Source organism: Rhodococcus sp. IEGM 1302, from assembly GCF_030056935.1.
GTDB lineage: Bacteria > Actinomycetota > Actinomycetes > Mycobacteriales > Mycobacteriaceae > Rhodococcus_F > Rhodococcus_F qingshengii.
Map to the genome: position 1 here is coordinate 196,547 of NZ_JASHKY010000006.1, position 26,862 is coordinate 223,408.

At 61.1% G+C, this 26,862-nt stretch carries 42 protein-coding genes; 24 read left to right on the forward strand and 18 right to left on the reverse strand.

All coding sequences use genetic code 11. The features are described 5' to 3' along the window. Positions 1-3 precede the first annotated feature (3 nt). Both QM609_RS13070 and QM609_RS13075 read right to left on the reverse strand, forming a co-directional pair. Positions 4-1,737: a glycosyltransferase family 39 protein gene (locus QM609_RS13070; RefSeq protein WP_054187560.1), complete on the reverse strand. Its 1,734-nt coding sequence runs from the start codon at positions 1,735-1,737 to the stop codon at positions 4-6. After that, positions 1,734-3,695, reverse strand: a complete 1,962-nt coding sequence (locus tag QM609_RS13075; RefSeq protein ID WP_054187561.1) for a hypothetical protein — start codon at positions 3,693-3,695, stop codon at positions 1,734-1,736. Before QM609_RS13075 ends, QM609_RS13070 begins: the two co-directional genes overlap by 4 nt. Positions 3,696-4,001: 306 nt before the next feature. Here QM609_RS13075 and QM609_RS13080 point away from each other — a divergent pair, with 306 nt between their 5' ends. Further along, complete coding sequence (locus QM609_RS13080) at positions 4,002-4,724, forward strand: hypothetical protein (RefSeq protein WP_003943634.1); 723 nt, start codon at positions 4,002-4,004, stop codon at positions 4,722-4,724. 33 nt (positions 4,725-4,757) lie between these two features. On the opposite strand, the gene QM609_RS13085 is transcribed toward QM609_RS13080, so the two are convergent. From QM609_RS13085 to QM609_RS13130, 10 genes are all read right to left on the reverse strand, one after another. After that, on the reverse strand, positions 4,758-4,955 hold the full coding sequence (locus QM609_RS13085; RefSeq protein WP_007726588.1) for a CsbD family protein: 198 nt from the start codon (positions 4,953-4,955) through the stop codon (positions 4,758-4,760). 88 nt (positions 4,956-5,043) lie between these two features. After that, positions 5,044-5,307 carry a GlsB/YeaQ/YmgE family stress response membrane protein gene (locus tag QM609_RS13090; RefSeq protein WP_047890188.1) on the reverse strand — a complete coding sequence of 88 codons (264 nt, stop codon included), beginning with the start codon at positions 5,305-5,307 and terminating at the stop codon, positions 5,044-5,046. A gap of 219 nt (positions 5,308-5,526) precedes the next feature. Next, complete coding sequence (locus QM609_RS13095) at positions 5,527-5,649, reverse strand: hypothetical protein (RefSeq protein WP_003943707.1); 123 nt, start codon at positions 5,647-5,649, stop codon at positions 5,527-5,529. 64 nt (positions 5,650-5,713) lie between these two features. Continuing rightward, positions 5,714-6,298 (reverse strand): hypothetical protein, encoded by a 585-nt coding sequence (locus tag QM609_RS13100; RefSeq protein WP_054187562.1) that lies wholly within the window; start codon positions 6,296-6,298, stop codon positions 5,714-5,716. Continuing rightward, positions 6,295-6,864: a DUF6286 domain-containing protein gene (locus tag QM609_RS13105; RefSeq protein WP_054187563.1), complete on the reverse strand. Its 570-nt coding sequence runs from the start codon at positions 6,862-6,864 to the stop codon at positions 6,295-6,297. The genes QM609_RS13100 and QM609_RS13105 overlap by 4 nt, the downstream gene beginning before the upstream one ends. Continuing rightward, positions 6,861-7,253 carry an Asp23/Gls24 family envelope stress response protein gene (locus QM609_RS13110; protein ID WP_054187564.1) on the reverse strand — a complete coding sequence of 131 codons (393 nt, stop codon included), beginning with the start codon at positions 7,251-7,253 and terminating at the stop codon, positions 6,861-6,863. The genes QM609_RS13105 and QM609_RS13110 overlap by 4 nt, the downstream gene beginning before the upstream one ends. Continuing rightward, complete coding sequence (locus QM609_RS13115; protein ID WP_003943629.1) at positions 7,246-7,425, reverse strand: hypothetical protein; 180 nt, start codon at positions 7,423-7,425, stop codon at positions 7,246-7,248. Before QM609_RS13115 ends, QM609_RS13110 begins: the two co-directional genes overlap by 8 nt. A 38-nt stretch (positions 7,426-7,463) precedes the next feature. Beyond that, complete coding sequence (locus QM609_RS13120) at positions 7,464-7,652, reverse strand: hypothetical protein (protein WP_007726577.1); 189 nt, start codon at positions 7,650-7,652, stop codon at positions 7,464-7,466. Between the two features lie 70 nt (positions 7,653-7,722). Then, the gene (locus QM609_RS13125; protein WP_007726575.1) at positions 7,723-8,007 is read right to left on the reverse strand and encodes an Asp23/Gls24 family envelope stress response protein; all 285 of its coding nucleotides are present in this window, start codon (positions 8,005-8,007) and stop codon (positions 7,723-7,725) included. After that, complete coding sequence (locus QM609_RS13130) at positions 8,004-8,468, reverse strand: Asp23/Gls24 family envelope stress response protein (protein ID WP_003943699.1); 465 nt, start codon at positions 8,466-8,468, stop codon at positions 8,004-8,006. The genes QM609_RS13125 and QM609_RS13130 overlap by 4 nt, the downstream gene beginning before the upstream one ends. Positions 8,469-8,654: 186 nt before the next feature. On the opposite strand from QM609_RS13130, the gene QM609_RS13135 reads away from it, so the two are divergent. The 3 genes from QM609_RS13135 to QM609_RS13145 are packed head-to-tail and all read left to right on the forward strand — an operon-like array spanning position 8,655 to position 9,916. Then, the gene (locus QM609_RS13135; protein ID WP_007726571.1) at positions 8,655-9,233 is read left to right on the forward strand and encodes an RNA polymerase sigma factor; all 579 of its coding nucleotides are present in this window, start codon (positions 8,655-8,657) and stop codon (positions 9,231-9,233) included. Continuing rightward, positions 9,230-9,721: a hypothetical protein gene (locus QM609_RS13140; protein WP_218960345.1), complete on the forward strand. Its 492-nt coding sequence runs from the start codon at positions 9,230-9,232 to the stop codon at positions 9,719-9,721. Before QM609_RS13135 ends, QM609_RS13140 begins: the two co-directional genes overlap by 4 nt. A gap of 36 nt (positions 9,722-9,757) precedes the next feature. Then, on the forward strand, positions 9,758-9,916 hold the full coding sequence (locus QM609_RS13145; protein WP_178377335.1) for a hypothetical protein: 159 nt from the start codon (positions 9,758-9,760) through the stop codon (positions 9,914-9,916). Between the two features lie 25 nt (positions 9,917-9,941). Here QM609_RS13145 and QM609_RS13150 read toward each other — a convergent pair whose 3' ends face one another. Then, positions 9,942-10,190, reverse strand: coding sequence for a hypothetical protein (locus QM609_RS13150; RefSeq protein ID WP_007726566.1), 249 nt, complete (start codon positions 10,188-10,190; stop codon positions 9,942-9,944). A 167-nt stretch (positions 10,191-10,357) separates the two neighbouring features. Between QM609_RS13150 and QM609_RS13155 the strand changes: the two genes are divergently transcribed. The 4 genes from QM609_RS13155 to QM609_RS13170 all read left to right on the forward strand — a co-directional run bounded on the left by QM609_RS13155 (position 10,358) and on the right by QM609_RS13170 (position 13,223). After that, positions 10,358-10,546, forward strand: coding sequence for a PI-type proteinase (locus QM609_RS13155; protein ID WP_136472457.1), 189 nt, complete (start codon positions 10,358-10,360; stop codon positions 10,544-10,546). A 259-nt stretch (positions 10,547-10,805) separates the two neighbouring features. Then, positions 10,806-11,225: an STAS domain-containing protein gene (locus QM609_RS13160; RefSeq protein ID WP_007726563.1), complete on the forward strand. Its 420-nt coding sequence runs from the start codon at positions 10,806-10,808 to the stop codon at positions 11,223-11,225. Further along, on the forward strand, positions 11,222-12,709 hold the full coding sequence (locus QM609_RS13165) for an alpha,alpha-trehalose-phosphate synthase (UDP-forming) (RefSeq protein WP_054187565.1): 1,488 nt from the start codon (positions 11,222-11,224) through the stop codon (positions 12,707-12,709). Before QM609_RS13160 ends, QM609_RS13165 begins: the two co-directional genes overlap by 4 nt. Before the next feature lie 136 nt (positions 12,710-12,845). Further along, the gene (locus QM609_RS13170) at positions 12,846-13,223 is read left to right on the forward strand and encodes a hypothetical protein (RefSeq protein ID WP_007726560.1); all 378 of its coding nucleotides are present in this window, start codon (positions 12,846-12,848) and stop codon (positions 13,221-13,223) included. Between the two features lie 24 nt (positions 13,224-13,247). Here QM609_RS13170 and QM609_RS13175 read toward each other — a convergent pair whose 3' ends face one another. Continuing rightward, positions 13,248-13,550 carry a MerR family transcriptional regulator gene (locus QM609_RS13175; protein WP_003943719.1) on the reverse strand — a complete coding sequence of 101 codons (303 nt, stop codon included), beginning with the start codon at positions 13,548-13,550 and terminating at the stop codon, positions 13,248-13,250. Between the two features lie 358 nt (positions 13,551-13,908). On the opposite strand from QM609_RS13175, the gene QM609_RS13180 reads away from it, so the two are divergent. From QM609_RS13180 to QM609_RS13200, 5 genes are all read left to right on the forward strand, one after another. Then, a complete protein-coding gene (locus tag QM609_RS13180) occupies positions 13,909-14,067 on the forward strand; it encodes a hypothetical protein (protein ID WP_003943664.1) in 159 nt (52 codons plus the stop codon). Positions 14,068-14,151: 84 nt separating this feature from the next. Continuing rightward, positions 14,152-14,697, forward strand: coding sequence for a Dps family protein (locus QM609_RS13185; RefSeq protein ID WP_003943731.1), 546 nt, complete (start codon positions 14,152-14,154; stop codon positions 14,695-14,697). 73 nt (positions 14,698-14,770) lie between these two features. Beyond that, complete coding sequence (locus QM609_RS13190; protein WP_256718224.1) at positions 14,771-14,905, forward strand: hypothetical protein; 135 nt, start codon at positions 14,771-14,773, stop codon at positions 14,903-14,905. A 48-nt stretch (positions 14,906-14,953) separates the two neighbouring features. After that, on the forward strand, positions 14,954-15,625 hold the full coding sequence (locus QM609_RS13195) for an ANTAR domain-containing protein (RefSeq protein WP_007726556.1): 672 nt from the start codon (positions 14,954-14,956) through the stop codon (positions 15,623-15,625). 185 nt (positions 15,626-15,810) lie between these two features. Further along, positions 15,811-16,128 carry a WhiB family transcriptional regulator gene (locus QM609_RS13200; RefSeq protein ID WP_003943622.1) on the forward strand — a complete coding sequence of 106 codons (318 nt, stop codon included), beginning with the start codon at positions 15,811-15,813 and terminating at the stop codon, positions 16,126-16,128. Positions 16,129-16,137: 9 nt separating this feature from the next. Here QM609_RS13200 and QM609_RS13205 read toward each other — a convergent pair whose 3' ends face one another. Further along, a complete protein-coding gene (locus tag QM609_RS13205; RefSeq protein WP_039972685.1) occupies positions 16,138-16,575 on the reverse strand; it encodes a hypothetical protein in 438 nt (145 codons plus the stop codon). Between the two features lie 237 nt (positions 16,576-16,812). On the opposite strand from QM609_RS13205, the gene QM609_RS13210 reads away from it, so the two are divergent. Together QM609_RS13210 and QM609_RS13215 are read left to right on the forward strand one after the other, a co-directional pair. After that, on the forward strand, positions 16,813-17,247 hold the full coding sequence (locus tag QM609_RS13210) for an ATP-binding protein (RefSeq protein ID WP_003943620.1): 435 nt from the start codon (positions 16,813-16,815) through the stop codon (positions 17,245-17,247). Continuing rightward, positions 17,244-18,026 carry a SigB/SigF/SigG family RNA polymerase sigma factor gene (locus QM609_RS13215; protein WP_003943639.1) on the forward strand — a complete coding sequence of 261 codons (783 nt, stop codon included), beginning with the start codon at positions 17,244-17,246 and terminating at the stop codon, positions 18,024-18,026. Before QM609_RS13210 ends, QM609_RS13215 begins: the two co-directional genes overlap by 4 nt. A 16-nt stretch (positions 18,027-18,042) precedes the next feature. On the opposite strand, the gene QM609_RS13220 is transcribed toward QM609_RS13215, so the two are convergent. Beyond that, positions 18,043-18,291, reverse strand: coding sequence for a hypothetical protein (locus tag QM609_RS13220; RefSeq protein WP_003943680.1), 249 nt, complete (start codon positions 18,289-18,291; stop codon positions 18,043-18,045). A 330-nt stretch (positions 18,292-18,621) separates the two neighbouring features. Here QM609_RS13220 and QM609_RS13225 point away from each other — a divergent pair, with 330 nt between their 5' ends. The 3 genes from QM609_RS13225 (at position 18,622) to QM609_RS13235 (ending at position 20,643) form a co-directional block, all read left to right on the forward strand. Further along, positions 18,622-19,059, forward strand: coding sequence for an STAS domain-containing protein (locus QM609_RS13225; RefSeq protein ID WP_054187566.1), 438 nt, complete (start codon positions 18,622-18,624; stop codon positions 19,057-19,059). An 86-nt stretch (positions 19,060-19,145) separates the two neighbouring features. After that, entirely contained in the window at positions 19,146-20,123 is a 978-nt protein-coding gene (locus QM609_RS13230; protein WP_003943713.1) for a YihY/virulence factor BrkB family protein, read from the forward strand. A 316-nt stretch (positions 20,124-20,439) separates the two neighbouring features. Continuing rightward, the gene (locus tag QM609_RS13235) at positions 20,440-20,643 is read left to right on the forward strand and encodes a cold-shock protein (protein ID WP_003943666.1); all 204 of its coding nucleotides are present in this window, start codon (positions 20,440-20,442) and stop codon (positions 20,641-20,643) included. Between the two features lie 128 nt (positions 20,644-20,771). Here QM609_RS13235 and QM609_RS13240 read toward each other — a convergent pair whose 3' ends face one another. After that, positions 20,772-21,011, reverse strand: coding sequence for a CDGSH iron-sulfur domain-containing protein (locus tag QM609_RS13240; RefSeq protein ID WP_003943717.1), 240 nt, complete (start codon positions 21,009-21,011; stop codon positions 20,772-20,774). Between QM609_RS13240 and QM609_RS13245 the strand changes: the two genes are divergently transcribed. Further along, positions 21,012-22,061: an iron-containing redox enzyme family protein gene (locus QM609_RS13245; RefSeq protein WP_054187567.1), complete on the forward strand. Its 1,050-nt coding sequence runs from the start codon at positions 21,012-21,014 to the stop codon at positions 22,059-22,061. Here QM609_RS13245 and QM609_RS13250 read toward each other — a convergent pair. Then, positions 22,018-22,716, reverse strand: coding sequence for a HemK2/MTQ2 family protein methyltransferase (locus tag QM609_RS13250; RefSeq protein ID WP_037131016.1), 699 nt, complete (start codon positions 22,714-22,716; stop codon positions 22,018-22,020). The genes QM609_RS13245 and QM609_RS13250 overlap by 44 nt on opposite strands. Before the next feature lie 109 nt (positions 22,717-22,825). Here QM609_RS13250 and QM609_RS13255 point away from each other — a divergent pair, with 109 nt between their 5' ends. From QM609_RS13255 to QM609_RS13275, 5 genes are all read left to right on the forward strand, one after another. Then, a complete protein-coding gene (locus QM609_RS13255) occupies positions 22,826-23,593 on the forward strand; it encodes a GAF and ANTAR domain-containing protein (protein ID WP_003943624.1) in 768 nt (255 codons plus the stop codon). Between the two features lie 233 nt (positions 23,594-23,826). Beyond that, positions 23,827-24,531 carry a glycosyltransferase family 2 protein gene (locus QM609_RS13260; protein WP_076948781.1) on the forward strand — a complete coding sequence of 235 codons (705 nt, stop codon included), beginning with the start codon at positions 23,827-23,829 and terminating at the stop codon, positions 24,529-24,531. Then, positions 24,528-25,466, forward strand: coding sequence for an acyl-CoA dehydrogenase family protein (locus QM609_RS13265; RefSeq protein ID WP_007726542.1), 939 nt, complete (start codon positions 24,528-24,530; stop codon positions 25,464-25,466). The genes QM609_RS13260 and QM609_RS13265 overlap by 4 nt, the downstream gene beginning before the upstream one ends. Next, complete coding sequence (locus QM609_RS13270) at positions 25,460-26,218, forward strand: PIG-L deacetylase family protein (RefSeq protein WP_003943643.1); 759 nt, start codon at positions 25,460-25,462, stop codon at positions 26,216-26,218. Before QM609_RS13265 ends, QM609_RS13270 begins: the two co-directional genes overlap by 7 nt. Further along, positions 26,215-26,829 carry a class I SAM-dependent DNA methyltransferase gene (locus tag QM609_RS13275; RefSeq protein WP_042926398.1) on the forward strand — a complete coding sequence of 205 codons (615 nt, stop codon included), beginning with the start codon at positions 26,215-26,217 and terminating at the stop codon, positions 26,827-26,829. Before QM609_RS13270 ends, QM609_RS13275 begins: the two co-directional genes overlap by 4 nt. Positions 26,830-26,862 lie beyond the last annotated feature (33 nt).

Genomic DNA, 26,862 nt, shown 5'->3' on the forward strand with positions numbered 1-26,862 from the left:
GCCTCATCGACCCGTTTGCCGTTCACCGGTGACGCGATACAAACGCCAGGCCGAAGGGTCCATGCCGCCGTCGTTGGGAACCTCGAGTACCAGCGCTCCCACACCGCCGGCCCCGGTGTCGTACATCGTCGGATAGCGCCGATTGACCGCGTCCGACACACCGCGACCGGTGTTCGGCACCGACAGGATGTATTCGACGTGATGTTCGGCGGGGTTGTTCAGTACGCGCACGAAGTCCGCATCGGAAGGCACGACGAATTGCCGAGGATTGTTCGACGACGCCACGACGGCATAGCTCTGCACGGTGTCGAGCAGAACCGACCCCTCCGGCAGAGCCAAGTCGTCCAGGTATCTGGCGATGCGACGCTCGGCCGCAAACGTGCGCAGATTCGTCTGCTCCTCCAGGTTCTGCCGGCCCGGAATGATCGCACTGGCAATGGAATGCTCGAGCACTGCGATCCGCGCATTACCCATCGCGACAAACGTGACCAGCGTCGACCCGACCAGCAAGCACAGAGAGATCACAAGGGGCAGAGAGGGCCCCGACTGCTCGGGGTACGTCGATACCGAGCGTGACGCAGCAGCCCCCGGTCGACGCGTGACGACCGGCGCACCGCGAGGTGCGATCAGGACGACCAACACGAAACACAGCGGAATGATCGAAATGTAGAAGCGCAGAAGGGGAAACGTCGATCCCATCACGTAGAGCAAGGTTTGGGCACCGAGGATGGCGCCGAACAACACAAGAGGCACGACCACTTCGGTGTCGCGCCGCCGAAGTGCGTAGATGATTGCAAGGACCGCGAGCACCGGGAGCGCCGGGCCGAGTACGGCCATTTCGGTAATCGAGAACGCAAGACGGGCGATCGGTGAGTCGGTTCCGGCACCAGCCTGCTCCAGGATGGAACTGTTCCCGTAGACCGACGAGAACTGTTGGAACGCTTGACCTGTGATGAGCCAACTGGCAAACGACCACAAGGCTAGGGCAAGGAATCCCGGCATCAGCACTACGGCACCGTCGAGGGCTGCTGCCCAGAGCCGCAAGCCAGGCCCCGCGCCCTCGCCGCGCTCCTCAGCAGTCGGACGGAAACGAAGCCAACTCACCACGGTCACCAGCACCACCGCGACGAACAGCGGGGCCAATGCGTCGTATCTGGTGAGGTACGCCAGAGCGAAAGCGAGGCCGGCACCGATGAGGTCGTGTACGTCGTCGCTTCGCATCCACCGAATCAATCGACGTGTCGCCCACAGAACGAAGAAGAGGAACGGAGCTTCGCTCATTCCGCTCGCCGCGTACATGACGATCATCGGGTTGACAGCGAACAGCACGGTCAGGACGACGGTGACCCATCGCGCACACCCACGGTCGCGGCTGATCCCACGTACCTGAATCACAGCACCAGCCATGAAGGCCGCGGACATCACGACCGCAGTGATGTTCCACCGCAGCAGATCCGGCCACCAATGACCCATCAGGCCCATCGGAATCTGGACTGCCGCCGTCAACGGGGTGAACACGAACCCGATCGCCGCGAAGTGCGGATCACGGCTGAGCAACATCGCCGACACCGCGGCGACGCGGCTGAGCGAATCGGTGAAGATGAACCCGATACCCGCGTTCATCCACACGCCCAACGCGGTGTAGATCGCGAAGAGCGCGACGAACATCCGCCATGGCTTGCGGCCCGGTAGATCGTGGACCGCGACGGACAGGGCCGGGCGATCGGTGACGGTCACTGTCCGCGACGCCGAGCCACGAGCACACCACCGACGGCAACAGCGATCAGAACCACGGTCCCGAATCCGATCCAGCCGATCGTGACCGCGCTCAGTCCGGTCTCCTCTTCGGCCGAGGTCGCGGTGCCCAACGGGGCGACGTTGACTCCGACATCGAAGGGCTCACTTCCCCGAGGCGCGACCAGGAGATCGCCGGTCAGTTCTGCGAACCGGTCCTTCCCACCTTCCAACCAGTTGAGCAGACCGTCGGCATCGGCCGCATCACCCTCAGAGGTCAGCGCCACCACTTCGTTGTGCGAACCCGAAACCACCTGCAAGGCACCGTATTGTCCACCGAATTCCAGACCCTGCAAGCGCAGGAGCCCTTGATCTGCTGTGTCCATGGGTAGAGCCACCGGAGTGGGAAGCTTCCCGTCCGCCGCGATCAACAACGCCGGCAGCGAACTGGTCGCCGCGTCGCCGAACGGGAGCACACGCGGTTGCAGCGGCAGATAGCTCAACCGCTGCATCGCGACAACGAGGCGCTGCGCGCGAACGAGATCTGCGAAATCACCGTGACTCAAACCGACATCGAGTGTGGGCAGCATCGACTGCGGTAATGCCTGGAATCCTCCAGGCGTCGGCGGGAATCCGGTAGTGGACGTGATGGTGCTTGCCGGATCGACAGTGAGCGAAGACGGGCTACTGGTGCCGCATTGGAAGTCGCCGGTCACATCCATCGAGACTTCGAAGGTCAGGTCGCGACGCAGGAGTTCGTTCGGAACATCGACGCCGATGTCGAAGCGCCCTGTCTCGTTCACCGTCTGCGAAGCAAGCCGTGAGTCCCCCAGCGAAATCGACAGTTCTCCGTTGCGTGAATTCGGCAGCGGTACATAGGAACCGATCATTCGGATCGACACGTCCTTCATCGGACGCCCCAGTTGCGACTGGCTGAACGGGACGTCGACCTCGATGTGATTGAGACCGGAAGCCGTCAACGTTCCGAGCTTCAGCTCACCGACGGTGATGGCGTCCTGGGAAATCTGGGCAACTGTGTTGTCCGGTGACGCGAGCGCCCTGCTCGCCGCCCAGTAGCCGTCGAAGTTCGCCGCCAACAGACTGACCTGAGGAACGAGGGTCTTGTCGTCCCCTGAAATTCGCAGCACTGGTGCACCATTCGGAGCAGCCGCGAGATCAATGCCGGCGTCCCCACTGTTGCCGAGTACTACAGCTCTCTCGAACAGTCCCGGCTCAGCGGACGGCAGACTCTGGCCGTTCGGCAGTTGTTCCACCACCACGGCGTCAGGCTGACTTCCGTACTTGTTGACAATCGCTGCACTCAGCTGCAGAGCCGCACTCTGCTGTGACCGTGACGAACCATCCGTGACGTAGATGGTTGCCTTCCTCAAAATCGGCGGAAAGAAGGTTGCAACAGTCGTGGGCTGCTGCTCGGCACCGTCGTAGGCGACAAAGGCATCCCGGAGCGCAAGGGGCTGGTATCTCGTTCGGTCGTAGCAGCGGTCGTCGACGGGAACGAGGTGAGCGATCATCGACACGGTCACGCTCCGGTCGACCACTTCGAGACCTTGCAACGGAACCGAAATCGGTAGGCCGGTTCCGGCCTGCCCGGCGTCGAAGTCGACGCGGCTCACCAATCTGCCGTCCGCAGTCACTTCGAGCCAACCCCTACTGAAGTCGGTCGGGGCAGTCAGGATTCCGGTCACGGCTGTTGCGGTGAGTCCGTCCGGCACCGGCACGGTCACCAAGACGGGTGCGTCATCGGAGGAGAACACGATGTCTGTTCCTCGTCCGAGTTCGGTGAAGGAGATCGGAGTTGTGGCTGCGGCGGCCACCGAAGTATCTGCGTCGTCCTCGAAATCCTGGGCGGAGGCGACACTGCCGAGCGGAAGCAACAAAGTGACCGCGACAGCCACCGGCATTGCCAGCGCGCGCGTCAGCCAGGTTCGAGAGTGGCCCATCAGCGTGTCTCCTCGACATTTCTTGTTTCCGCGCAATCACCAAACACAAATCACGAGTAGCAATCTCGCCAGTTCGCGACGGTCGCAGGTCCGATCGCACCGTTACGGACAAACAAACCATAACGACCAATTTATGCGTTTGGCTAATTATCCCGGCGGGCGAGACTTTTGTTACGGCATGTCACATGATTAGCAATCACCACCACTGGGAAGTCGAAAGACGCCACTGAAAAGCCCGTCAATACGCCTGAACGTCCGTCCAGTCCGGGCGCTTCACGGGCGGAGAATTCTCAGATAAAGGAAGCTGTGACGATCAATTCGATCATCCCCGCCGGCAAGAGTGCGATCGGGAAGCTGGTCGGTGCGCCGTTCCACTTCGCATCATCGCTGCGCATGGCCAGGGTTTTTCACCCTCACGGGATCGAGCTGAAGGGAACATTGAAGCCGGCCACCCCATGGTGGCCGGTATCGGAGTCGTCGACGATTACCGTCACCGCTCGAATGTCGAAAGCCCTCGGAACACCCGGAGACCTACCCGACGTACTCGGCCTGGCGCTTCGGTTGCACGATGTCGGCGCAGATGAAAACCCGTGGGACATTCTTCTCGCAACATCAGGACTTTCTACCTTCTCGAAAATGTTTCCAGCTCCGGCTTTCTCGTGGAACGGCGCGAGATACAGCACACTGGTTCCTTACTCACGCGCGGGCGGTGCCGCGGCGTGGCTGATCGTGACACCGCGCGGTGTCCATCCGGCCGGCACTTCTTTGTCTGCATTGAAAGCTGCGGTCGATCATTCCCCGCTGCACTTCTCCGTGTACCTCGCGAGAATTCAACTTCAGTTGATACCGATCGGGCATCTCTGTCTCGACGAAGTCGAGGACCACCCGGATTGCCTCCAGCCGTCCTTCGATCCGATTCTGAACACACCGGCCCACATGCGCATGCTTCCGGAGTGGCTCGCAGAAACGCGCAAGTTCGCGTATCGCGGTAGCCGCAACGGCCGGGGAGGCACACAAAAGCGCGGTTGACCGGACGTGCCGATCAACCGCGCTGAAGCTCACTCAGCTTGTGAACTTGTCCTTGATATCCGAGACCTTGTCACTGACAGTGTCTCCGGCCTTCTTGACCTTCGCCTCGCCCTGATCGGCAACACCCTCGGCAGCCAGATCATCGTTGCCCGTGGCGTTTCCGAACTTTTCCTTCGCCTCGCCGATGAGATCCTCAGCGCGGTGCTTTGCCTTGTCGATGAAGTCAGACATGTATTTCTCCTTCTTGGGTTCGGTCGTGCGTTCGGCCGTGGAATTCGGTCGTGGATTCAGTCGAACTCGAACTGCGTGGACAAATGTGTCAGCGTTTTCCGGTGACTGCCTTGACCAGGAACAGCAAGATGACAGCGCCGAGGAGGCAAGTGAGGAAGCTGAAGATCCAGCCCGCGCCCTCGACATCGACGCCGAAGACTCGAAGCAGGAAACCACCGATCAGGCCGCCGATCACACCGACAACGATGTTGAGGAAGATCCCCTGCTGCGCATCGGTTTTCATGATCTTGCTGCCGATCCAACCCGCTAGTCCACCGATGATGATCCAGGCGATGATTCCGAGTGAGAGCATTGTGACTCCTTGAGGTAAGGGACGGCGCAATGAGAGACTGCCGGTGAAGGGAGAGTTCCGAGCGATCGGCCCGCGCAACTAGACCGTGATCGCGGGTTGTGTTTGCACACAACCGGACTCTCCGCCGCACGACGCGGGGGATCGTGCACTCAGTAGCAGCCACATTGTCTGCTTACCTTTCTATCAGGTGTTCACGACAGAACCAAAATGACTGGCGATTCACCACATACGAGAAACGACACTCACCGACGCGCACATGATCAGCGTCACTACGATCGCGATCGCCATCGAAGTGACGGTCGCAAGGAGCACCGTGACGCACAGTGCCACAGCAACATCCATGACTCTGTGCACGATCGGGAGGTCTACCAATACCCGGCCGTCGGGAGGCTCAAACCTCGATTGATCAGAGAGTTCTCGGCTCATCGCGTTTCGCGCTTTCCACGGCGATGTGAGTTCTGGTCGCGACGGATGGATCACCGACCACCGCAGCGACTTGATCCCCCGTGTCAGTGACGCGAGAAATCAACTCGGACAACGTTTCCGATCCGGATACGACGCTACGTCTCAATGTCACTCGCAAATCGATCGTGCGAACTCCACGATCGAGCAACGCTTTTCCTCGGACACGCGACACTTCGTCGAAGTCCTCCAGTGATGCGCTCGCCCCTTCCGCCACCGCACCCAGATCCGCGGTGATGGAATTGTGCGAGTTCGACCCAGGGACCGTGATCTCCTTCACCCGACGCAGCGGCACATGCGCGATCAACCACCGCAACGCGAGGAGGACTAGCAATACTCCCCCAGCTCCGACAGCCCATGGCCACCACGAGTGATCGACAAGATCTTCAGCCCACGGGATCTCGATACGCGCCGGGAAATCCTTGATCACGTCGCGATTCCACAGGATCGCTGCAACTCCCACCGCTATCGCGAGCATCCCCACGACGCATGTCGCCACGCGATCCATCGCCGTCGCCGTCCGAGTCATGACAGCGATCCCGTCTGGATACGAACCTTGATTCGCGGCGATGGTGACAGCGACCCGGCCAAGTCCCCCAGCACCGCACGGATTTCCGATTCAGCGGTGGCGGCTCCATCGGGCGTGACCGAGGCCTTCACTTCCAGCTTGCGCCGGGTCGCGTGTGACGAAGCGGATCGAACCTGGGCCAGTGACTCGACGCGAACAGACGCTATCGCCGCTACATCGGCGGGATCGATCCACGTATTCGCGACTCCGACCAAGGCATTGGCAGTCTTTCGTCGCGGTTTGAGTCCGAGGATGACGAACCACAGGCCGAGAACGACGGCTGCGATCCCCGCCGGGAACATCCAACCCTGGTACGCGAGCCCGTCCACATATGCGGCAGCACTTGGTATCCACTGCGACCCGGTGATCACGCCGGTATCCACCAGCGCGTCGCGGACGCCGACCACGCCGAGCGCAAGTAGCGCCGCGGCGATGAGGAATCCCGTGACGGCCGATCCGGGCGCCGCAAGGGGAACAGGAGCAGCAGCCCTCGAGGCAGTGGGTGGTGCGACCTTGTCGGCGGTCATCGCACTTTCCTTCCCGCGTCACGCGTGGTCGATGCCAAGAGAACGCTCACGATCGCCACGTCCACGCCGTCTACGTCCAGGCCCGATACAGACTGCAACTGGGTTGTCACGTTCTCTCGCACCGCGGTACCGATGACCGACAAGGATCCGGGCCACTCGATCGCGATGTCCACCTTGGCCCGTACCCGCTTGCCGGATACCAGCACTCGCGCCCTCGGCAGTTCACGCCCGGTCAGTTTGTCCATGCCGCCGGCGTGATGACGCACCCCCGGGGTCCCGCGCGTCGCCTCGAGAACCAACTTCTGCGCGACTCTGTCTCGAATCGTCAGCGTTCCGCGATCGCCCGGCTCGGCAAGCACAGACGACTCCGGTCGAGCTGTCTCAGCCACGTCCGCGACCCTTCAGCATCACACCGAGATCGAACTCGCCGTCACGCTGACCACCGACGAGGTATCCGATCACACCGAGAACCAGAGCGATGAGGAATCCGGTGAAACCGCCTGCAGCAGCTGCGACTCCGAGAAGTAGTCCTGCCAGTAGGCCGACAGTCGAGGTGGTCATGTGAATCCTCCGTTGTGGATGATGTTCGTTGGTGCCTGTCAGATCTCGGTGTAGGTCTTTGCACCCGGAAACCGAGCGCGCAAACGCGTGTACTGGGTCCGAGCGGGTTTCGCTATCTGCCGCATCGTGCCGCGCAGTGTCCTGCGCACACCCACACCGATCGGGGACGCGAAGTCCCGGTCGACGCGTTCGAGCGCTCGATTGAGCGCGTCGGCAGATCCGCCCACGTCGGGGTGGTAGCTCCTGATCGCCTCTCGGCGTGCGGATCGGCGATCAGGAACTGGACCACGAGAGTGCTCAGGCATCGTGCGCACGACCGACTACGTCTTCCACTGTCACGTTCACGGGGCCTGTAACGATTCCTGAAACCGCTTGGCGGATACGTAAAGCCGTATCTCGAACGGCGGCGTCGGCGAAGATGCACACATGGATGTCTGTCGACGACTCCGTCACCCGCACGCCGACGACGCGGCGGCCGGGGAGGTACGTGCCAACCTCGCCGAACATTCCGGCATGAAGCGAGGCGACCCCAGGTATCCCCGTCACAGCCGCCGCGATGGTGTCGGCGATTTCGGAACTCACTGCACCCGTGCAGTCTTGGGCTCGCCGGTTTCGTCGTCACTGCCCTCGTCGAGGTGAACGTCGTGAACCGTGATGTTCACCTCGGTCACTTCGAGACCCGTCATCCGTTCGAGCGCCGCAATGACGTTGCGGCGAATGCCGGTGGCCAGATCGGCGAGCGATACGCCGTACTCGGCCACGATGTCGATGTCGACCGCTGCCTGCTTTTCGCCGACCTCGACCGATACTCCCTGGGAGTGGTTGACACTCGCGCCGGGGATCCGCTCGCGCAGTGCCCCGACAACCCGCGACGCTCCGCCGCCGACGTCGTACACGCCGCTCACCTCTCGCGTGGCGATGCCGGCAATCTTCGAGACAACGGTGTCGGCGATCGACGTCTTTCCTTGCGAACTCACGAGAGCCGAGTCGTTCGATGATGCAACATCCTTCGTAGATGCTGTCGCAACCTGCGTGCTGACCATTGTCATCTCCTCCTGTTGATCGATCTACCTGTGTAGTCGTCACTCGAAGGCAAAACCGAATGCCCCAGTCAGGTGACGTGCATCACTGACACTTGTTAGTTACTGTCCGTAACATTCAACGCCCCGGCCGGGCGAACAATCTTCGAACGCAGCCGAGTTTTCCGCATTTCCGCGAGAGGAGCGACTGTGGCGTTACCGCATACACAGGGGCTCACCGAAGCACCTGACGGTTTGGACACCGCGACAGTGAACGCTGCGATACTCGGCGACCGAGAAGCATTCGAGTCACTGGTGCACTACTACGGACCTGCACTTCACCGCTATGCGCGTCGCATGCTCGCAGACGAAGGTGACATTCTCGAGGTAGTCCAGGACACCTTCGTGGCCGCCTGGCGTCGACTCGATTCGTTTCGTGGCGAATCGTCGATGCGAACATGGCTTTTCGCGATCTGTTCCCGAAAGATCGTGGACAGCTATCGAATCAAGAGAGCTCAACCGATCGACGACAGATTGCTCGATCCTCTCGTGCCGTCTCCCGAGGCCGGCCCGTTCGACACGACCTCGAACTCCGCGTTCCTCGAGGCACTGGAAGAAGCGTTGGGTGAACTGCCTTATCGCCAGCGTGCGGCATGGACGCTGCGAGAGGTGGAGATGCTCACGTTCGTTCAAATCGGCAAGATTCTAAGACTCACCCCGGATGCGGTGCGCGGGCATCACCATCGTGCACGGGCTAACCTGAGTGAACGAATGACGAGGTGGCGATGACTGAATCACGAACCGACGCATTGATGGCGCACGCATCCGACGTCCTGCGGAACGCTCCCGAGCCGGGCTGGGATCGAATCAGCGACAAGGTGATCCGGGCGCTACGGTCGACCTCGGCGTCCGGTTGGCCGCTCGACGCACACGCGTCGGAAGGTCCACGTCTAGGCACTGTGTCGGTGAGCGATCACGTACTCCGCACCCACTTGGCCGCCGAGATACGTTCTCGGCACCACTGCTCGCCGAGCAGCATCGAGTTCTTCGTCGACGGCCACGAAATACGTTCACTACGTATCGAACTGGCAGCGCCATACGGAGTGGATCTGGCCGAACTGTCGGACCGGGTTCGGTTCACCGTCGTGGACGTCGTTCACCTGATCCTCGGCGACACGGACCCACCGGTCTCTGCAGAGAGCATCCACGTCGCCGTAGTCGACATCGTCGATGATCTACCTGCCGAAGGGAACACCAAAAGCCACTCCGAACACTAGGTGTTTGTTCGGCAAGTGTTTGGGAACCCGGCACTCATGACCACTCCCCCACCACCGGATCCGGGCCCCGCCCCCGACCCGGGGCCGCCGACACCACCGGCGCCGACACCACCCGATCCGATGAATCCGCCGCCCGTGCCACCGACTCCGACGCCACCGAACCCGTACCCTCCGGATCCGATCCCGCAGATCTGACGTCGGCTGCCCCGAACTTCGGAGTTCAACCGCCGAGTTCGGCGATCATCTCGCTCAACGATTCTGCGGCGATACGTAGTTCACCTTCGTCGGGATTGTCGGGTGAGGACGGTAGACGTTCGGCCAACTGCTCGCGAGTGACAAGCGAGATACCCTCGAGACCGAACCCTTCTTCATCGGGGACGTAGATCTCGATCTCGCCCCCGACCGCTACCAGTTCCGAATGGGGGCCACTGCCCAGCAGTGCACGCAGGTGTTCGGTCGTCACGGTCATATGGTTCACGTGAAATCTCCTGCTTCGGTGACAGCTGACTTTGCCGGTATGGACTCGACGTGACGTACTGGCTCGACGTGACGCACTACCCCCTACTGAGTACCCCTCGCGGGTGAGCAGGAAACGACAAGTACATGAACAACGACTTCCCGAAGGAAACGCGCACCATGAGTGAACAGAATTCCACCGACCGCACGGATCAGACGGACGAGCCGCAGACCACCGGCACCGACCACGGTCCGGGAACCGGCTCCGACACCGCACCCAAGGACGTTCAGACCGATCCGTCGGGCGAACGTACGTGGGCCGACGAGGGCGGAGCCTCGAGCACCGGCCCGGCGACTGACACCGACTGATCCCGGAAGGTCTGAACCATCGGGACCAAGGTCCCGTGGGCCGACGCTCACGGGACCTTGAAATCCGTACGGATCTAACGCTTTTCACCTGGGTTTTCGCGATGCGGTAAGGTAGGCACTCAGCACGGTTGAGTACCCAGCCGTTGAAGACGAGCACGGTTCGTGCGTTGCTTCCCGTGCCGTTTCCCGGTTTCGAACGAAACCGTTTCGAACCAGACCGTTCGAACGAACCGTTTCGAGCAATCCGTCAGGAGTTTCGATGAACGAGTTTTCGAGAACTACAGATGAGCGTACGGACAGTCCCCCCACCTTCACGACGACCTGTGCCGAAAACATTCAGTCGCTCGTGGTCAGCGGCGAGATCGACGTCCGGTCCCGAGCTGATTTCGCTGCCTGCGTCGACGACCTGATCGGTGAGCGACACCCGTTCGTACTCGACTGCTCGGACGTCCAGTTCATCTCCGTCGGAGGTCTTTCCATCATCGAGACTCTGTCGGCCAAGGCACGGAGGCTCGGCGTGCCGTGGACGCTCGTCGCAGCGCACCCTGTCAGGCGTCCGCTGTCTCTTCTGAAGATGGACACCGACATCGTGTACACCGACTCGACAGCCGATGCAGTCGCGTACCTGTCCTCGACCTCCGTCCTGGACGAGACCCTGGCGGAGCCGATGTCGGCGTGAGTACCGATCTCGAAAAGCTCTCCGAATTCGTCGTCGTCGCAAACCGACTGCCGGTCGATCTCGAAACCGACGAAGACGGAAGCAAGAACTGGAAGCGAAGTCCGGGTGGGCTCGTCACTGCGCTCGAACCCATCCTCCGACAGCGGGATGGCGCCTGGGTCGGCTGGCCGGGGGTCGCGGACGAGAAGGTCGATCCGATAGTGGTTGACGGCCTTCGTCTGTTTCCCGTCGAGCTGACCTCTCAGGACCTCGCCGAGTACTACGAGGGGTTCTCCAACGACACGTTGTGGCCGCTCTACCACGACGTTCTGGTGGCTCCGACGTTCGAGCGGTCGTGGTGGCACACCTACGTCGCAGTCAACCAGCGGTTCGCCGAGGAAACCGCGCGTTGCGCCGCGGACGGAGCGACTGTCTGGGTGCAGGACTATCAGTTGCAACTTGTGCCGGCGATGCTGCGCGAGCTGCGCCCAGATCTGACGATCGGGTTCTTTCTTCACATCCCGTTCCCTCCGGTCGAGCTCTTCATGCAGCTTCCGTGGCGCAAGGAAATCGTCAGGGGAATGCTGGGCGCCGATCTGATCGGCTTCCACTTACCTGGTGGCGCAAACAATTTCCTGTTCTTGGCCCGCAAACTTCTCGGCCTCAAGACGACGACCGCGGGCGTCGGTGTTCGAAGTGCGCTCGGGCATGTGGATTTCGATTCTCGCGTCGTCAAGGTGGGCGCCTTTCCCATCTCCGTCGATTCTGCCGAACTCGAGCGCCAGTCGAAAAGCGATTCGGTCCTGCGTCGCGCGCGCGAATTGAAGGAAGAGCTGGGAAATCCCGAGAAAATCTTGCTGGGAGTCGACCGGCTGGACTACACCAAGGGTATCGACCTGCGGCTTCAAGCCTTGAAGGAACTCCTCGACGAGGATCGTCTGGATCCGGAGAAGTACACGATGGTGCAGCTCGCGACGCCCAGTCGTGAACGCGTGCAGCACTATATCGACCTGCGTAGCGTCATCGAAGAGCAGGTGGGCCGCATCAACGGTGACCACAGTCAGATCGGCCGCCCCGTCGTTCACTACCTGTATCAGCCGGTCGACCGTGAAGAACTGATCGCACTGTTCGTCGCTGCCGACGTCATGCTCGTGACGCCGATGCGCGACGGGATGAATCTGGTGGCCAAGGAGTACGTGGCCTGTCGTGGCGACCTCGGAGGTGCTCTCGTTCTCAGCGAGTTCACCGGTGCCGCAATGGAATTACGACAGTCATACCTGGTCAACCCGCACGATTTGGACGGCGTGAAGAATACGATCCTGACCGCGGTTCATCAGGATCCGAAGGAAGGCCGTCGACGTATGGCTGCGCTGCATCGACAGGTCATGACACACGATGTGCATCAGTGGGCCGAGTCGTTCCTGACTGCGCTTGCCCCAGCTGGACCGCTTCCGGACGATCAGTTCCTCACGGAGCGTGAGTCGAACTTTGCGCGCAACAACTGACCCTCACGGGCTTGCGTCAGTGCGCTCGGAGACTCGAGCTAGGATTGGTTTCAGTTCATCGTCAAGCAGCGGCTGCGAACTGATCTCCTCGACATAGCCGTGCAATGCTGCATCGGCCCAGAAAGACAGGCCGACCATGCCCCTCACGATGAAGTACTCCGAAACCTACAACGACGCTCTCATTGCGCTCGCTGCCGCTACTCATCGGCCGGCCAACGTGGTGAACCTGTTCGGCGAGTACGCCATTCGTGTTGACCTCGAATACAACCGGTTCCTTCTGGCGACCAATACCGCGGCTGGACTCTCCGATCGACCCGACAACGGAGAATCATGGCTGGTGCGGTTCTTCCAATCCGAGAACACCGACACTCCGGATCGCCTCCTCGCGGAGGCGTCGCATCAATGGTTGGTCGATGCTTTGGACGCCGCGCTCGAACAGATCGCAGCGGCAGGGAACAAAATCTCCGCCGACGCGGACTTCGGCGACCCTACCCGCACCGAAACTCCATCCTGAACGGCATCGTCTCGAGCAGCACCACTAGTCCCCCTCGGCGGTCAACTGGCTGATTCGAGCCGCTAAGACCGCATTCTCGGCCTCGAGGGACAGAATCAGACGAATACCGACGAGATTGACTCCGTCGTCGATCAGCGCGGTGATTCGTCCGAGCGTATCCAGGTCGGCCTCGCTGTACCGGCGCGTACCGCCATCGGTGCGGGTTGGTGTGAGCAAGCCCCTTCGCTCGTAAAGGCGCAGCGTCTGAGGTCCTACCCCGGACAGTTCAGACATCACTGAGATCCCGTACACGCCGCGCAGCGCCCGGGTCTGGGATTCCGACGTCACTGGAACCTCCTAGTTCGGTGTGGGCTGTCTCAATCGGCGTCACCCGACCTTAGCACCATCACGCAGTGAATCTGACGCCCAGGACATAGATTCAAGCGTGTCCAGGACCACTGACAACAAGAATCATCGAGCAGAAAAGGCGTGAAATGGCAGATCAAAGCCGATTTCGACAAGATTGCACAATGCGCTTTCCTTCGCCCGCGAATCGAAGTAGCCTTGCCAATTATCTACATCGGCTGATATAGATTTTGTAGCACCTGAAAGCGCCATAACTGGAGCTCGAAGGCGCAGAACACCCAGACGTCGGAGTCGGTGGTTCAGCCGACTCCCTCACGGCACACTCTTCACCGGGAGCAAGATGACGACGATCGACATCCCGCCCACACAGGGCGAGAGCACCACCGGCATCGGAATCACTGTCGCAAGTGCGACTTTGACAACCGAAGAGGTCAAGCGCCGAATCGCGATGATGTACGGCGACCCGGTGACAGAGGAGCCAGTAGCACTCGCGCACTGAACCTGACCGACACGCGATCCGATTGACGATGGCGCGAGACCGCCCCACTGGAGGGCGATCCCCATCAAGACGAGAGGAAAACATATGTCCGAGTTCACCGTACCGGGACTGAGCAGCGCAGACGGTTCGTCCGTCGCCGATATTCTGCAGGAACGCCTCAGCGCCTACAACGATCTTCACCTCACGCTCAAGCACGTTCACTGGAACGTCGTGGGCCCCAACTTCATCGGCGTGCACGAGATGATCGACCCCCAGGTGGAGTTGGTTCGCGGCTACGCCGACGATGTGGCCGAACGTATCGCGGCACTGGGTAACTCACCCAAGGGCACCGCGGGAGCAATCGAGCGCGATCGAACGTGGGACGACTACTCCGTCGGCCGCGACGACGCTCGTGCGCACCTCGCTGCGCTCGACCTCGTCTACACCGGGATCATCACCGACAGTCGCACCGCAATCGACAGTGTCGGCAAGATCGATCCGATCACCGAGGACATGTTGATCGGCCAGACGGCGCAGTTGGAAAAGTTCCAGTGGTTCGTTCGTGCTCACCTCGAGAACTCGGGTGGCAGCCTCGTACACGAAGGCGCGTCCACCGAGCAGGATGCCGCAAATGAGGCGCGTCAGAACTGATTCACCGTCCGCGGTTTCGGCCGATCGGGGGTCGGCCGAAACCGCACTCCCCACAACAGGAAAGGGCAAGAGCATGTCTGCGGACTCGCGCGGCACCTCGACACAAACACGTCGCGAGTATCAGATGTTCGTGTTGCAGCAGCGTTTGTTGTTCGGATCGATCCTGGCAGGCACCGCCCTTGGAGTTCTCGCGATCAACTACTTCTGAAATATCAGGGGCCGCAACCGTCGAAGACAGGACAGAAACGACACAATCATGAGTTCGAGCACTCTCCGCTCGATCGTTCGTAGCGATCGATTTGCGGCAAGCAGTTCTTCTCTTCTGCTCGTGGACAGCGATTTTCGTATCCAGGGCGCAAACGACGAATACCTTGCCGTATCCGGTCGCAGCCTCGATCAATTGCACCGAGTGGAAGTGTTCGAAGCCTTCCCCGACAATCCCGACGACTCGTTTGCCGATGGAATCTTCTCGTTGACAGCGTCATTCGAGCGCACGATGCGGTCCCGAACTCGGGACACACTGCCGACTCAGCGTTACGACGTGCGCGACGAGCGCGGGAGCGGGATGTTTGTCACCCGATATTGGAATACGGTGAATTCCGCCGTCACCGATGATGACGGCAGAGTCATCGGTGTGCTTCATCGTGTATACGAGGTTCAACGACCGCTGGCTCAGCAGTCCAGTTCGGCGTCAGACGTCCTCACCCGCCTTCGCGCGGAAAATGACGAACTGAGAAGAGCTTTGGATTCTCGGCCCTTGATCGAGCAGGCCAAGGGATTACTGATGGCCGAGCGTGAGTGCTCGGCCGACCAAGCCTTCGACTTTCTGGTCCAGATGTCGCAGGAATGGAACGTCAAGGTGCGCGACATCGCCGGTGGTCTTGTCGCCGCAGCAGAACGACGTGCCGTGGATCAAAAGAATTCCTGACGACCGGGATTCAAAAGTTGTACGGCTGGGTAATGACCGACCAGAGGTACCCCCGAAATCTTCCCCCTCGAGGGAGGAGCCTCGAAGGTCCCGCCGGTTCAGGCCGGCGGGACCGAGCTTTGCCTTAACACCCGACCTGGATCCGCGATCCGAGTCGAGTTCGTCACGCAGCGAAGGGAACGTCCATGTTCATGCGCTCCTACACATCTCCCAGGCCCCTTGCCGACGAGTGGGATTGGCAACTGTCCGGCACCTGCCGCGACACCGACCCCGCTCTGTTCTACGACGACACGAACGAGCGCGGCTCCAGGCGAGCGAAGCGCGAGAGTTCGGCGAAGCTGGTGTGCGCCAGATGCCCTGTCGTGCAGAGATGCCTGGTGCACGCCATCCAGACCGGGGAACCCCACGGTATCTGGGGCGGCATGACGGCGACCGAGCGAGAATCGTTGCGCAAAGCTCGAACTGAACCACTGATCAGTGCCGCGACGAGCTCACGAGAGTAGACAGGAACCTCAGGGCCTGGCCTCGTGGTGCCGCAAACCGTGCGTGCGGCGTCGCTCCTTCATCTCGGCTTCGAAGAGGTGCGGCACTCCGCCTGCCAGCTTGTCGCGCACCACTTTCTCGCATTCACGAAAAAACGACCAGTAGTTCTCGTCGAACTCTTCGACCAACTGGAAAGTCCAGCGCCCCTCGACCACGTTCCGGCCCATCAACTCGCCCTCGACCTGATCGGCCAGGTCGTCGTTGCCGCTGGATCGCAGTAGCTCGACGACCTCGTCGAGCATCAGATCGGCATGCCCTATCAGCTGATGGAAGTCGTACAGAGCACCGCGTGCCCGTTCCACCGTTTCAAGGGCGTTCGACAGCACTCCTGCCGCCTTCACCTCGTCATCAGTGACACCTTCCGGTCGTATGTGTACGGGGATCTGTCTGTCCGAATGGGTGTCCATGAAGCGGCTGTACCCGAACGACGCGAAAATGAAAGATGAGGATTCGGTACGTCCGCACCACAGGTGATGTGTCTCACAATTCATCCTCTAGTTCGGGTAAAGAGGGTTAGTTCGCCGGGCGAAGGGTAATCCAAGGCCATGAATACTTCCGGGGTAGAGATGGCTGGCACGCACGGCCGGTACCGGTCCTTGCCTCGGTCCGCCGGAATTACGCCACATCTACCTACAGGAAGCCCCTTGATCCCTCTGTCGAGTCCGACCGAAACCGAACTAACTCACGACTCCATCGCCTCGCTCCGCGTCCGCGCGTCGTACTCTCAACTTCCCACTCTGCGCGGAATCACCCGAACGGTTGCCAACAACACCGGACTCGATGTCGACGGAACAGCCGACCTTGCTCTGGCGATGGACGAAGTCGCGAGCATCCTCATCGGCCACGCGATACCGTCCAGCGACTTGACCTGCCGATTCGACACCGTCGGCCGCACACTTCGGACTGTCGTGTCCGTGATCGCGCACTCCGAGATACCCGACAAGTCGCACAGCTTCGGATGGTTCGTTCTCGAAGCGCTGGTCGATTCCGTCCGCCTGGAACAGTCGGAAATCGACGCGGACGGTCACATCACCCTGACGATGACGCTTGAAAAGGGCTTGCCCCAGGAGCGTGCGTGACCGCTGTCCCACCGGACAAGAAGGACCAGTACGAAACAGCTGTCGAACTGTTCGTCTCGATGGCCTCGCTTCCGCCGAATGATCCCAGCCGAGAAAAAATAACCACCTCGATCATCGAACTGTGCCTACCCCTGGCCACACACGTCGCTCGCCGATACCAGGGGCGTGGCCAGCCTTTCGAGGACTTGGAGCAAGTTGCTCGCGTCGGGCTCATACAGGCCGTGCAGCGATTCGACGTCGACAAAGGATCGGATTTCCTCTCGTTCGCGGTCCCGACCGTCATGGGTGAGGTTCGCAAGCATTTTCGCGATCACGGCTGGTCCGTGCGAGTGCCTCGTAGCCTTCAGGAACGGCACCTTGCCCTCAACCGGGCGCTCACGACTTTGTCCCAGACGCTCGGCCGTGCACCGACAGTCGCGGAACTCGCCAAGGAACTCGACATCGAACCGGACGAGGTCGAACAAGGTTTGACCGCCGGTAATTCGTACCGAACCACACCGCTCGACACCGCGTCCGCCGGCGACGGGAGTGGTCTGACTCTGATAGACACTTTGGGACAGTACGACGAAGCGATCAGTCGGATCGACAATCACGAAACCCTGCGGCCCGCGCTCCTGGCACTACCGGAGCGCGAGCGCACGATCGTCGTTCTCAGATTCTTCGGCCATCTCACCCAATCCCAGATTGCCGAAAAGGTCGGCATCTCTCAGATGCATGTATCCAGAATCCTCACTCAGTCACTGAAGCAGCTACGCACCGAGATGGGTGAAATCTTCTGAAGGTACGTCTCGAGGATCAGATGTATTCCTGTGCAAGACGTTCCAGCTCGTCTCGATCGATGAGACCGGGCTGGCCGATGTCGAGGGCCTCGAGATACTTGTTGGCGAGGCGGTAATCGTGCCCCCACCGGCCGTGCTCGCCGTCCTGCTCGGTGCGCTGCACACTGGAACCGGGCGGAACCTCGTCCCGCAAACCGTTGGTCTCCGCGCCGATCAGTGTGTCGAGCTTGGTCGAGATGGCCGTGAGTGCATCGCGGTCGTTCATCTGATTCCCTTCGTCCGGTGACGCTGATCTTCCACCATACCGAAGCGTCGAGCCAAAAACATTGCACCGCTTAATATTCGACCTCTCACCTGGACCGATTCACGCCCTCGAGCTACACTGAACGGTACCGAGGTTGAGAATACAGCCGGGGTTGAAGCCACTGGCGCTCGGTTCGCATCAAGGCTCTGGATCAGGTGAGCATTTCCTGCGCACATCTGTACTGTTCATTTCCATTGAGCTCTAAAGCTTTCCACGCCTGGACGCATTAACTTTCCGCGCCGCCAGATCGGTCGTCAGCCTTTCGATGAAAGCACACAGACCGGATCTGCCATGAATCTGAATGAACTCGACCACACACCGATCGATTCCATCGATCCCTCAACACAATTGGGGCCGATCGTGGAAACGCATGGTTTCGCGGCCTGGCGGATAGCGCCCTCGACAGTCCTGATCCAGGTCGAGGTCGACCTCGACAAACTCTCCGCCCCAGCACTACGAGAACTTCTCAACTCGTACGCTGCGGAGTGGTCTCGCGTCATTCTGGACTTGTCCAACTCACTGTTCGTCGGTGCGGTCTGCCTCGAACTGTTCGCCGAGCTGAACTCCCGTTCGCGAGCCAACGACTTCCAGTGGGCCGCGATCGGGTCACACCCGCTTCGACGCTTGCTTCGCGCGGCGCGGGCGGAAGAGGAATTCCCGGTCACCAACTCTGTCGAGGGAGCAATGCGCGCGCTCGACGAAGCAGAGAAGTCACTCGAAGCCTCCTGACGCGACGGCTGCACCGGCGTCGAGCGCCGGGCGCTCGCAGCGACTAAGGTTCGTCGGGCTGTCCGACGAGCTGAGAGAGACCGAGAATGACAATCGCCAAGCGCCTCGATGCCTTGCAACAGAAGCATCCGGCCCTGGGGTTCCCGATAGCGGTCCTCTACAAGTTCCTCGACGATCAAGGTGTTTATCTAGCCGCGCTGATCGCTTACTACGGCTTCGTCTCGCTCTTTCCTCTTCTTCTGTTGCTCTCGACCATTCTCGGCTTCGTGCTGTCGGGCAACCCTGAGCTTCAGCAACAGATCTTGGACTCCGCGCTGCATCAGTTTCCGGTGATCGGTGACGACCTGGGCAATGCGCAACAGATCGGCGGCGGTGTCACGGGTCTGGTGATCGGAATCGTCGGTGGTCTCTACGGTGGCCTCGGTGTCGCTCTGGCTTGCCAGAACGCGATGAACACGGTGTGGTCGGTGCCCCGAAACATGCGACCGGATCCCATCCGCGGGCGTCTCCAAGGGCTACTACTCCTCGGCACGATCGGTCTCGCGATCTTGGGGACCACCGCTGTCTCCAACATCGGCGGTGCGCTTCATCTGGGCGGTTCGTTCAGCTTCCTACTGACCCTTGCGGTAGTCGTCTTGAATGCGGGCATCTTCATCGTCGCTTTCCGGCTCACCTGCGCCCGCCCGCTCTCGGTAGCCGATGTGGCACCTGGAGCGATCGCCGCTGCTGTTCTCTGGCAAGCACTTCAGTCCTTCGGTGCCCTCTATGTGACCTCTGTGGTGCGGGGTGCCTCCACCACCAATGGCGTCTTTGCCATCGTTCTGGGTTTGTTGGCCTTCTTGTTCCTCGCTGCAGCCTCGATCGTCATGTGTGCGGAAATCAACGTCGTGCGAGTCGACAAACTCCATCCGCGGGCGTTGTTGGCTCCGTTCACCGACAACACCGAACTCATCGAAGGCGATCGGCGCACCTTCGCCGATCAAGCAAAAGCACAACGCGCGGTTCCCCACGAGAACATCCATGTGACGTTCGACGGGCACACCAAACCCGACGATTCGGACTGATCTCGACCCCGATCGAGTTGGGTATTTGGTCCCCTCCTCGGTATCGGGGTGGCATTCTGCGCCGCGAATCCAGATTTAACACAGGTGTTGTCATTTCGCGCTGCATCGAAGGGACGAATACATCACAGCAGGTAAACGCGCATAGTTGAACAATCACCTGCTTCCGACGTGGTCCCGGAACGGGACAAAGCCGTCAAATACTGCAACTCGCCATGCATGTAATTGGAGACAGAAAAAGAAGAGCATGGCAGGATCAGGTGTGAGACCGGACTCTCGATGGGAGGGCTCGGCTCGATGGATCCAGGAGAATTTGGTTATGGCTCAGGGCAGTGTCAAGTGGTTCAACGGTGAAAAGGGCTTCGGATTCATCGAGCAGGAAGGTGGCGGACCGGATGTGTTCGTTCACTACTCGGAGATCCAGGGCAGCGGCTACAAGTCCCTCGACGAGGGCCAGAAGGTCGAGTTCGAGATCGGACAGGGCCAGAAGGGCCCCCAGGCTCAGAACGTTCGCGCCATCTGAGTTCGATCCCAGTCTGACTTCAGACTGAAAAGGCTGGACGCTGCACCGCATGGTGCCGGCATCCAGCCTTTTCTTGGTTTCCGGGTCGTCTTGGTTCACGGGTCGGGCTTGTTCCCAATTGGCACCGGTTACGTCGCTCGCGCCCGCTTCTTCTTGTGGGAGCTGTCGCAGAACGGCGCGATGCCGGTCCGCCCACATCGACACAATGCAACCGTAGAGCGCTTGTTCTCTATCGGGGTTCCGTCGTCACGGAGCAACTCGAAGTCACCACGCACCAGCAGCGGGCCGTCCGTGCAGGCGGTTATGGTGGTGTTGTTACCGGGAACACTCGGTGTTTCGGCAGATGACGATTCGGGAAACGCGGTCATATGTCCTCTTCAGTTCTCGATTCGGCCACTGGCGTGCCCACTTCCATGCCTGTTCCACAGGCCCGCGGCCCACTGAGCGCCACTCTCGTTTCCATTCTGCGCTCCTCGGCCGATCCGAGGGAGATTACGGCTGCCGCTGACGCGTACGAGGATGCACAGTCCACCGACCTCACCTACGACATTCTTCGTGACGACGACGCTCAGCTGACCCTGACGCTCCTCTACGAGCTTCATTTGCAGGGAATCGAGAACGTCTCGGACAAATGGGAGTGGAATCCGGACCTGCTCGCGGTGCGGTCTCGGCTCGAAGAGCGTTTCGAGTCCGCCATCGCGCAACTCGTGGGGACAGTGGAGTCGTCTGGCGACGTCGTGGCCGACCTCTGGTCGATGACCGCCCCCAGTGCAGGCCCAGGTCTTGCGTCCTTCATGGCGAAAGATGCAACGATCGATCAGTTCTCGGAGGTGCTGATTCACCGTTCGCTCAATCAGCTCCGCGAGGCGGATGTGCACACCCTCGGAATTTCGCGTCTCTCCGGTGCCGTCAAGGCCGCCCTCGTCGAAGTGCAGAGCGACGAGTACGGAGGCGGTCGCGCAGAGCGAATGCATTCGCGTCTTTTTGCCGACACCATGCGGGCTGTAGGTCTTTCGGACCGCTACGGCCACTACATCGATTCTGTTCCCGCGGTAATGTTGGCGTCGTTGAATGCTCTCTCGCTCTTCGGTTTTCATCGCCGCCATCTCGGAACGCTGGTCGGGCACCTGTGCGCTGTCGAGACCACGTCTGCGCTGCCGAGCAAACGATACAGCGCAGGACTGCGCCGACTCGGATTCGGTTCGGGCGCGACACTGTTCTACGACGAGCACGTGGAAGCGGATTCCGTTCACGAACAGATCGCCGTTCGGGATCTTGCCGGCGGTCTCGCTTCTTCGCAGCCGCACCGCACTGATGACATCTTGTTCGGCGCCGCAGCGTGCCTGGCGTTCGACGATCTTCTCGGCGATCACCTCACATCGAGTTGGGAGAAGGGCAAGACTTCGTTGCGCGAATGATCACGAGTTGTTCGATTTCCTGACCGGTGGTGATCAACCCTCGTGCCTCGAGCATGGTGCGCCTCTCGCGCATCACGGGCCCGAAGGGAACGTACTTCCGGGCTGAAATCTCTACGGCCATACCGTGTTCTTCGAGTATCGCCTCGGTCTTGTCGACCCCACACAGCACCGATTGCAGGAGAAGCAGTGTGCCGCCCGGGACGAGCACCTCGTGAACGGTGGCTGCGATCCTGTCGATGAGGGCGCGTCCGTCCTTTCCTGCGTCCCAAGCACGTTCGATTCCAGCGGTAGGGAGATCATCTGCAAGAGCAGGGACGTACGGCGGGTTGGAGATCACCAGATCGAAGAGTTCGCCGTGCACCGCCTCGGTGAGGTCGCCACGACGGGAGTCGATCGAGGTTCCGTTGAGGATCCCGTTGAGACGAGCATTGGCACACGCGCGGCGAGATATGTCGACCGCGACGACGTGGCCTGCGCCTGCCGCGGATGCCGCGACAGCGAGGGCGCCGGTCCCCGTGCACAGATCCAGCACCCGACTGCGAGCGGTGAGGCGCTCGAACAGCAGCGCATCCGCCAGTAACGACGTGTCGTGTTGCGGTGGATACACACCAGGTAAACGCAGGATCATCATCGGCTCCTCTTTTTCAGGCGACATCGCACATCGCTGCGTGCGGCTACCCAGGAACCTCGGATTTCATGCAACATCGAAGCAAAGACCGCCTGGAACGGTTACATCGCCGCAATTTGCGGAGTAGACCTGAATCATGACAGGCAATGCGGACACCCCACAGGGAGCCGCGGCGTTTGCTTCCGCAGCAGATTCGCTCGACACCCTCGCCGAAGCGATTGCCGGACTCCGGTCCACTCTGAACACGGACGCGCATCTCGACTCCATGCTCCAACGTCTGGCCGAGACGGCGGTCAAAGCGCTGCCGGATGCCGATGCTGTCAGCGTGACGGTGCTGTCCGCCGATGGCCCACGAACTGCTGCATCTACCGCGGACTACCTTTCCGCGATAGACGATGCCCAGCATTCCGCCGATCGTGGTCCGTGCGTTGACGCCGCGCGCACCATGTCGTCGGTTCGGTCGAAGGTGGGTGATCACGACGACAAATGGCCGGAATTCACCGCCGAGGCCCGGAAACAGGGTGTCCGGTCCTACTTGTCCGTGCCGCTCACCATGGGCGAAGGAAGCACCGAACTTCTCGGCGCGTTCAACGTCTACGGATTCGCCTCGACAGAGTTCAAGCCCTTCGACGAAGAGTTGATGAAATTGTTCACCGCCGGTGCGGGCGCGGCGATCGCAGATTCACGACGCTGGCGTCAGGCACACGAGCACATCGAACAGTTGCACTGCGCCATGGAATCTCGTGCCGAGATCGAACAAGCCAAGGGCGTGCTGATCGCCATCCACGGCATCGACGCCGACGAAGCATTCAGCCGGCTCGTTCAGCAATCGCAGCACACCAACGTGAAACTGCACGAGGTGGCCCGGATGCTCGTCGATTCGGTGCGCCACCGCCGGTTCTGAAGATTCTTCGGTGCAAAACCCCGTTTTGCACCCGAAAGCACAGTCGCAAAACCCCGTCTTGTACCCCGCCGGCACATCTCTCAAACGTATCCAGAGATGTTTCACCGAAACAGTTTTCGACCTGCACGGCTGCTGGCGGTCGCGCGGCGGCCCCCGTCCGAAATGTGGTTATCTGTTGAGAACCGGGACGAAAGAAGACCCGACCGTACCAGGGTGAGGAAAGGATCGTCACTGTGCCAATCGACCAGGTTCTTGTCGTAGTTCCCGCCCACAACGAAGCCGAAGACCTCCCCAATTGCCTTCGTGCACTCGCAACAGCGGCGTCTGCTTGCGTTGTCCCCGTCCGAGTGGTTGCCGTCCTCGACAACTGTTCGGACGGAACCGCGGGGGTCATCCCCGACGGGGTGGAAGTACTCCGCGTCGAGCATCAGAACGTCGGCCGTTCGCGAGCGACGGGTTTCTCTGCGTTCGGCGCAGATTTGGGGGCCTCAGCGTGGTTCGCCACGACCGATGCCGATTCGGTGGTCGGCCCCACCTGGATTGCGCGCCAATTGGAGTATGCGCGTACTGCGGACGTCGTCGCGGGCACCGTTCGCATCGCGGACTGGGAAGGCCATCCGCACTCCGTTCGCGAACGGTACGAACGTATGTACCACGCACATCCCTATGGTCGACACGGTCACGTCCACGGTGCCAACCTCGGTGTCCGCGCCGATATGTACTGGGACGTCGGAGGATTCTGCGATCTCGAAGAAGACGAGGATGTCGATCTCGTCCGGCGGTTGAGCGAGGCCGGTGCCTGTATCGCGTGGGCAGAGGACATTGCGGTCACCACGTCTGCGCGTCTCGACGGCCGAACTCCGGGCGGCTTTGCCGGACATATCCGTAACCTGGGTGGTACGACCGCCGATAACGAAGAAGCGGAGCTGGCACGATGAAACGACTACACACACTCCTGGACGCAGGTGGACTGTACTTGCCGCTGCCCGGCGGCGGCGCGACGGCCGCACGGTGGACCTCCCTGGCAGAGCTCACACGGGAGAATGTGGTTCTCGGCCGGATGGCTGAGGCTCACACCGATGCCGTCGCGATACTCACCGAACTCGACGGACCGGATCCCGAACCCGGGCAGCTGTGGGGAGTGTGGGCGGCCGAGCCACCCCAACCTGTGGTGAATGCGTCTGAGCACGTGGGGATCTGGACGCTCACCGGTCGCAAGTTGTGGTGTTCCGGCGCCAACACCTGCACGCATGCACTGATCACCGCCTTGGTCGACGGTGTCCCCTCCCTCTTCGCGGTCGAGCTCGGACTACCTGGGGTGCATCCCGTTCCCGATTCGTGGAAGGCCGTCGGTATGGCCGAAAGCGACTCCAGCGCGGTCGACTTCGACATGGTTCCGGCCATACCGGTCGGGACGGCAGGCGACTATCTGAGCCGCCCGGGGTTCTGGCACGGCGCGATCGGCGTGGCTGCATGCTGGTACGGCGGCGCCTGCGGCGTCGCTGATCCGTTGTACGACAAGGCTGCAAGCAGCGAAGACCCCTACGTACTCGCACACCTCGGTGCGGTCGATGCAGCGCTCGCCGCAGCGCGCAACGCGCTCGCAGTCGCGGCGGCCGAGATCGATGCGGATCCCTTCGACGAAAATGCCGAGGCCATGCAGCGGGCACTCCGTGTGCGCGCAATTGTCGAGCGCGCCGCTACCGAGACCCTGGATCGGGTGGGACGCGCTCTCGGCGCCGCACCGCTCTGCATGGACGCCGCGCACGCCGCACGGGTAGCCGATCTCACCGTCTACTTGCGGCAGAGTCACGCCGAGAAGGATCTCGCCGAGCTGGGCCGGATTGCAGCCAAGGGGAAACGGCCGTGGTGAACTCGAAACTGTTCGCGCAGAAGCCTGTCGACGACGGCGGTACTCCCGAATCGACATGGCGGGAGTGGGGAAGAAGTTTTCCGGAACTGGATCTCACCGGATGCTCACGATTGATCATCGTCGCTCCCCATCCCGACGACGAAATACTCGGTCTGGGCGGAACCGCTCTTCTGGCAATACTTTCCGGCATCAGTGTTCAGGTCGTATCTGTCACCGACGGCGGAGCTTCGCATCCCGATTCACCGACCGTGACTCAGCCCGAGATGGAACGCCGTCGACGGTCCGAGTCGGATCGGGCAGCGCGTGTCCTCGGAATTCCCACACCGGTTCGATTGAGCATCCCGGACGGAAAGATCGGCGAGAACCGACAGGAGTTGACCGACCGCCTCAGCTCGATTCTCGGTGATTCCTCGGCGGATACCTGGTGCGCCTCCACGTGGCGCGGGGACGGCCACCCGGACCACGAAGCCACCGGAGACGCGGCGGCGAGGGCGTGCGCGGACACTGGATCGCGCTTGATCGAGTATCCCATCTGGGCGTGGCATTGGGCCGCGCCGGATCATGCGGCAGTCCCATGGGAAAGAGCACGAAAGGTGACCTTGCCCTCCGACGTTCAGGCTGCGAAATCTGCTGCCACCAATGAGTTCACTTCACAGATCGCTCCGCTTTCCGATCATCCCGCGGATGCACCCATCCTCCCCCGCCACGCGATGGAACGACTACTGAGGCCGTACGAGACGGTGTTCGTATGAGCGATCGTGAACTCCCCGCGGATTACTTCGCCAAGATGTATGCCGCACAGTCCGACCCATGGGATTTCGAATCCCGCTGGTACGAGCAGCGGAAGTACGCACTCAGTGTCGCTATGCTCCCGAAACCTCGATACCGTCGCGCATTCGAACCGGGGTGCTCGATCGGGGTTCTCACCGAGAAGTTGTCCGAGCGCTGCGACAGCGTTCTCGCCACCGACATCGTCCCGACCGCACTCGAGAGCGCTCGAGCGAGGCTTACCGGACATGACTCCGAATTTCGGCTCTGGGCGTTGGGTGACGACTGGTCCGACGAAACCTTCGACCTCGTCGTCATCAGCGAAGTCGGCTACTACCTGACCTTCGAAAAGCTCATCGAGGCAATGCTGCAGGTCGTCGAGCATCTCGAGCCTGGCGGAACGCTGCTGTGCGCCCATTGGCGTCACGTCGTACCGGAGTATCCGCAAAACGGTGACGCTGTTCATTCGGCTGTGCGCCAGACCCCGGGGTTGGCGCAGTTCGCGTCGTACCAGGACGAGGACGTGCTGATCGATGTCTTCGTGAAGGGTCCGCCGTCACCACCGTCGGTAGCTCGTTCCGAAGGTCTGATCTAGTAGACCTGTGCGCGGTTGAGGAGTGTGGGGACT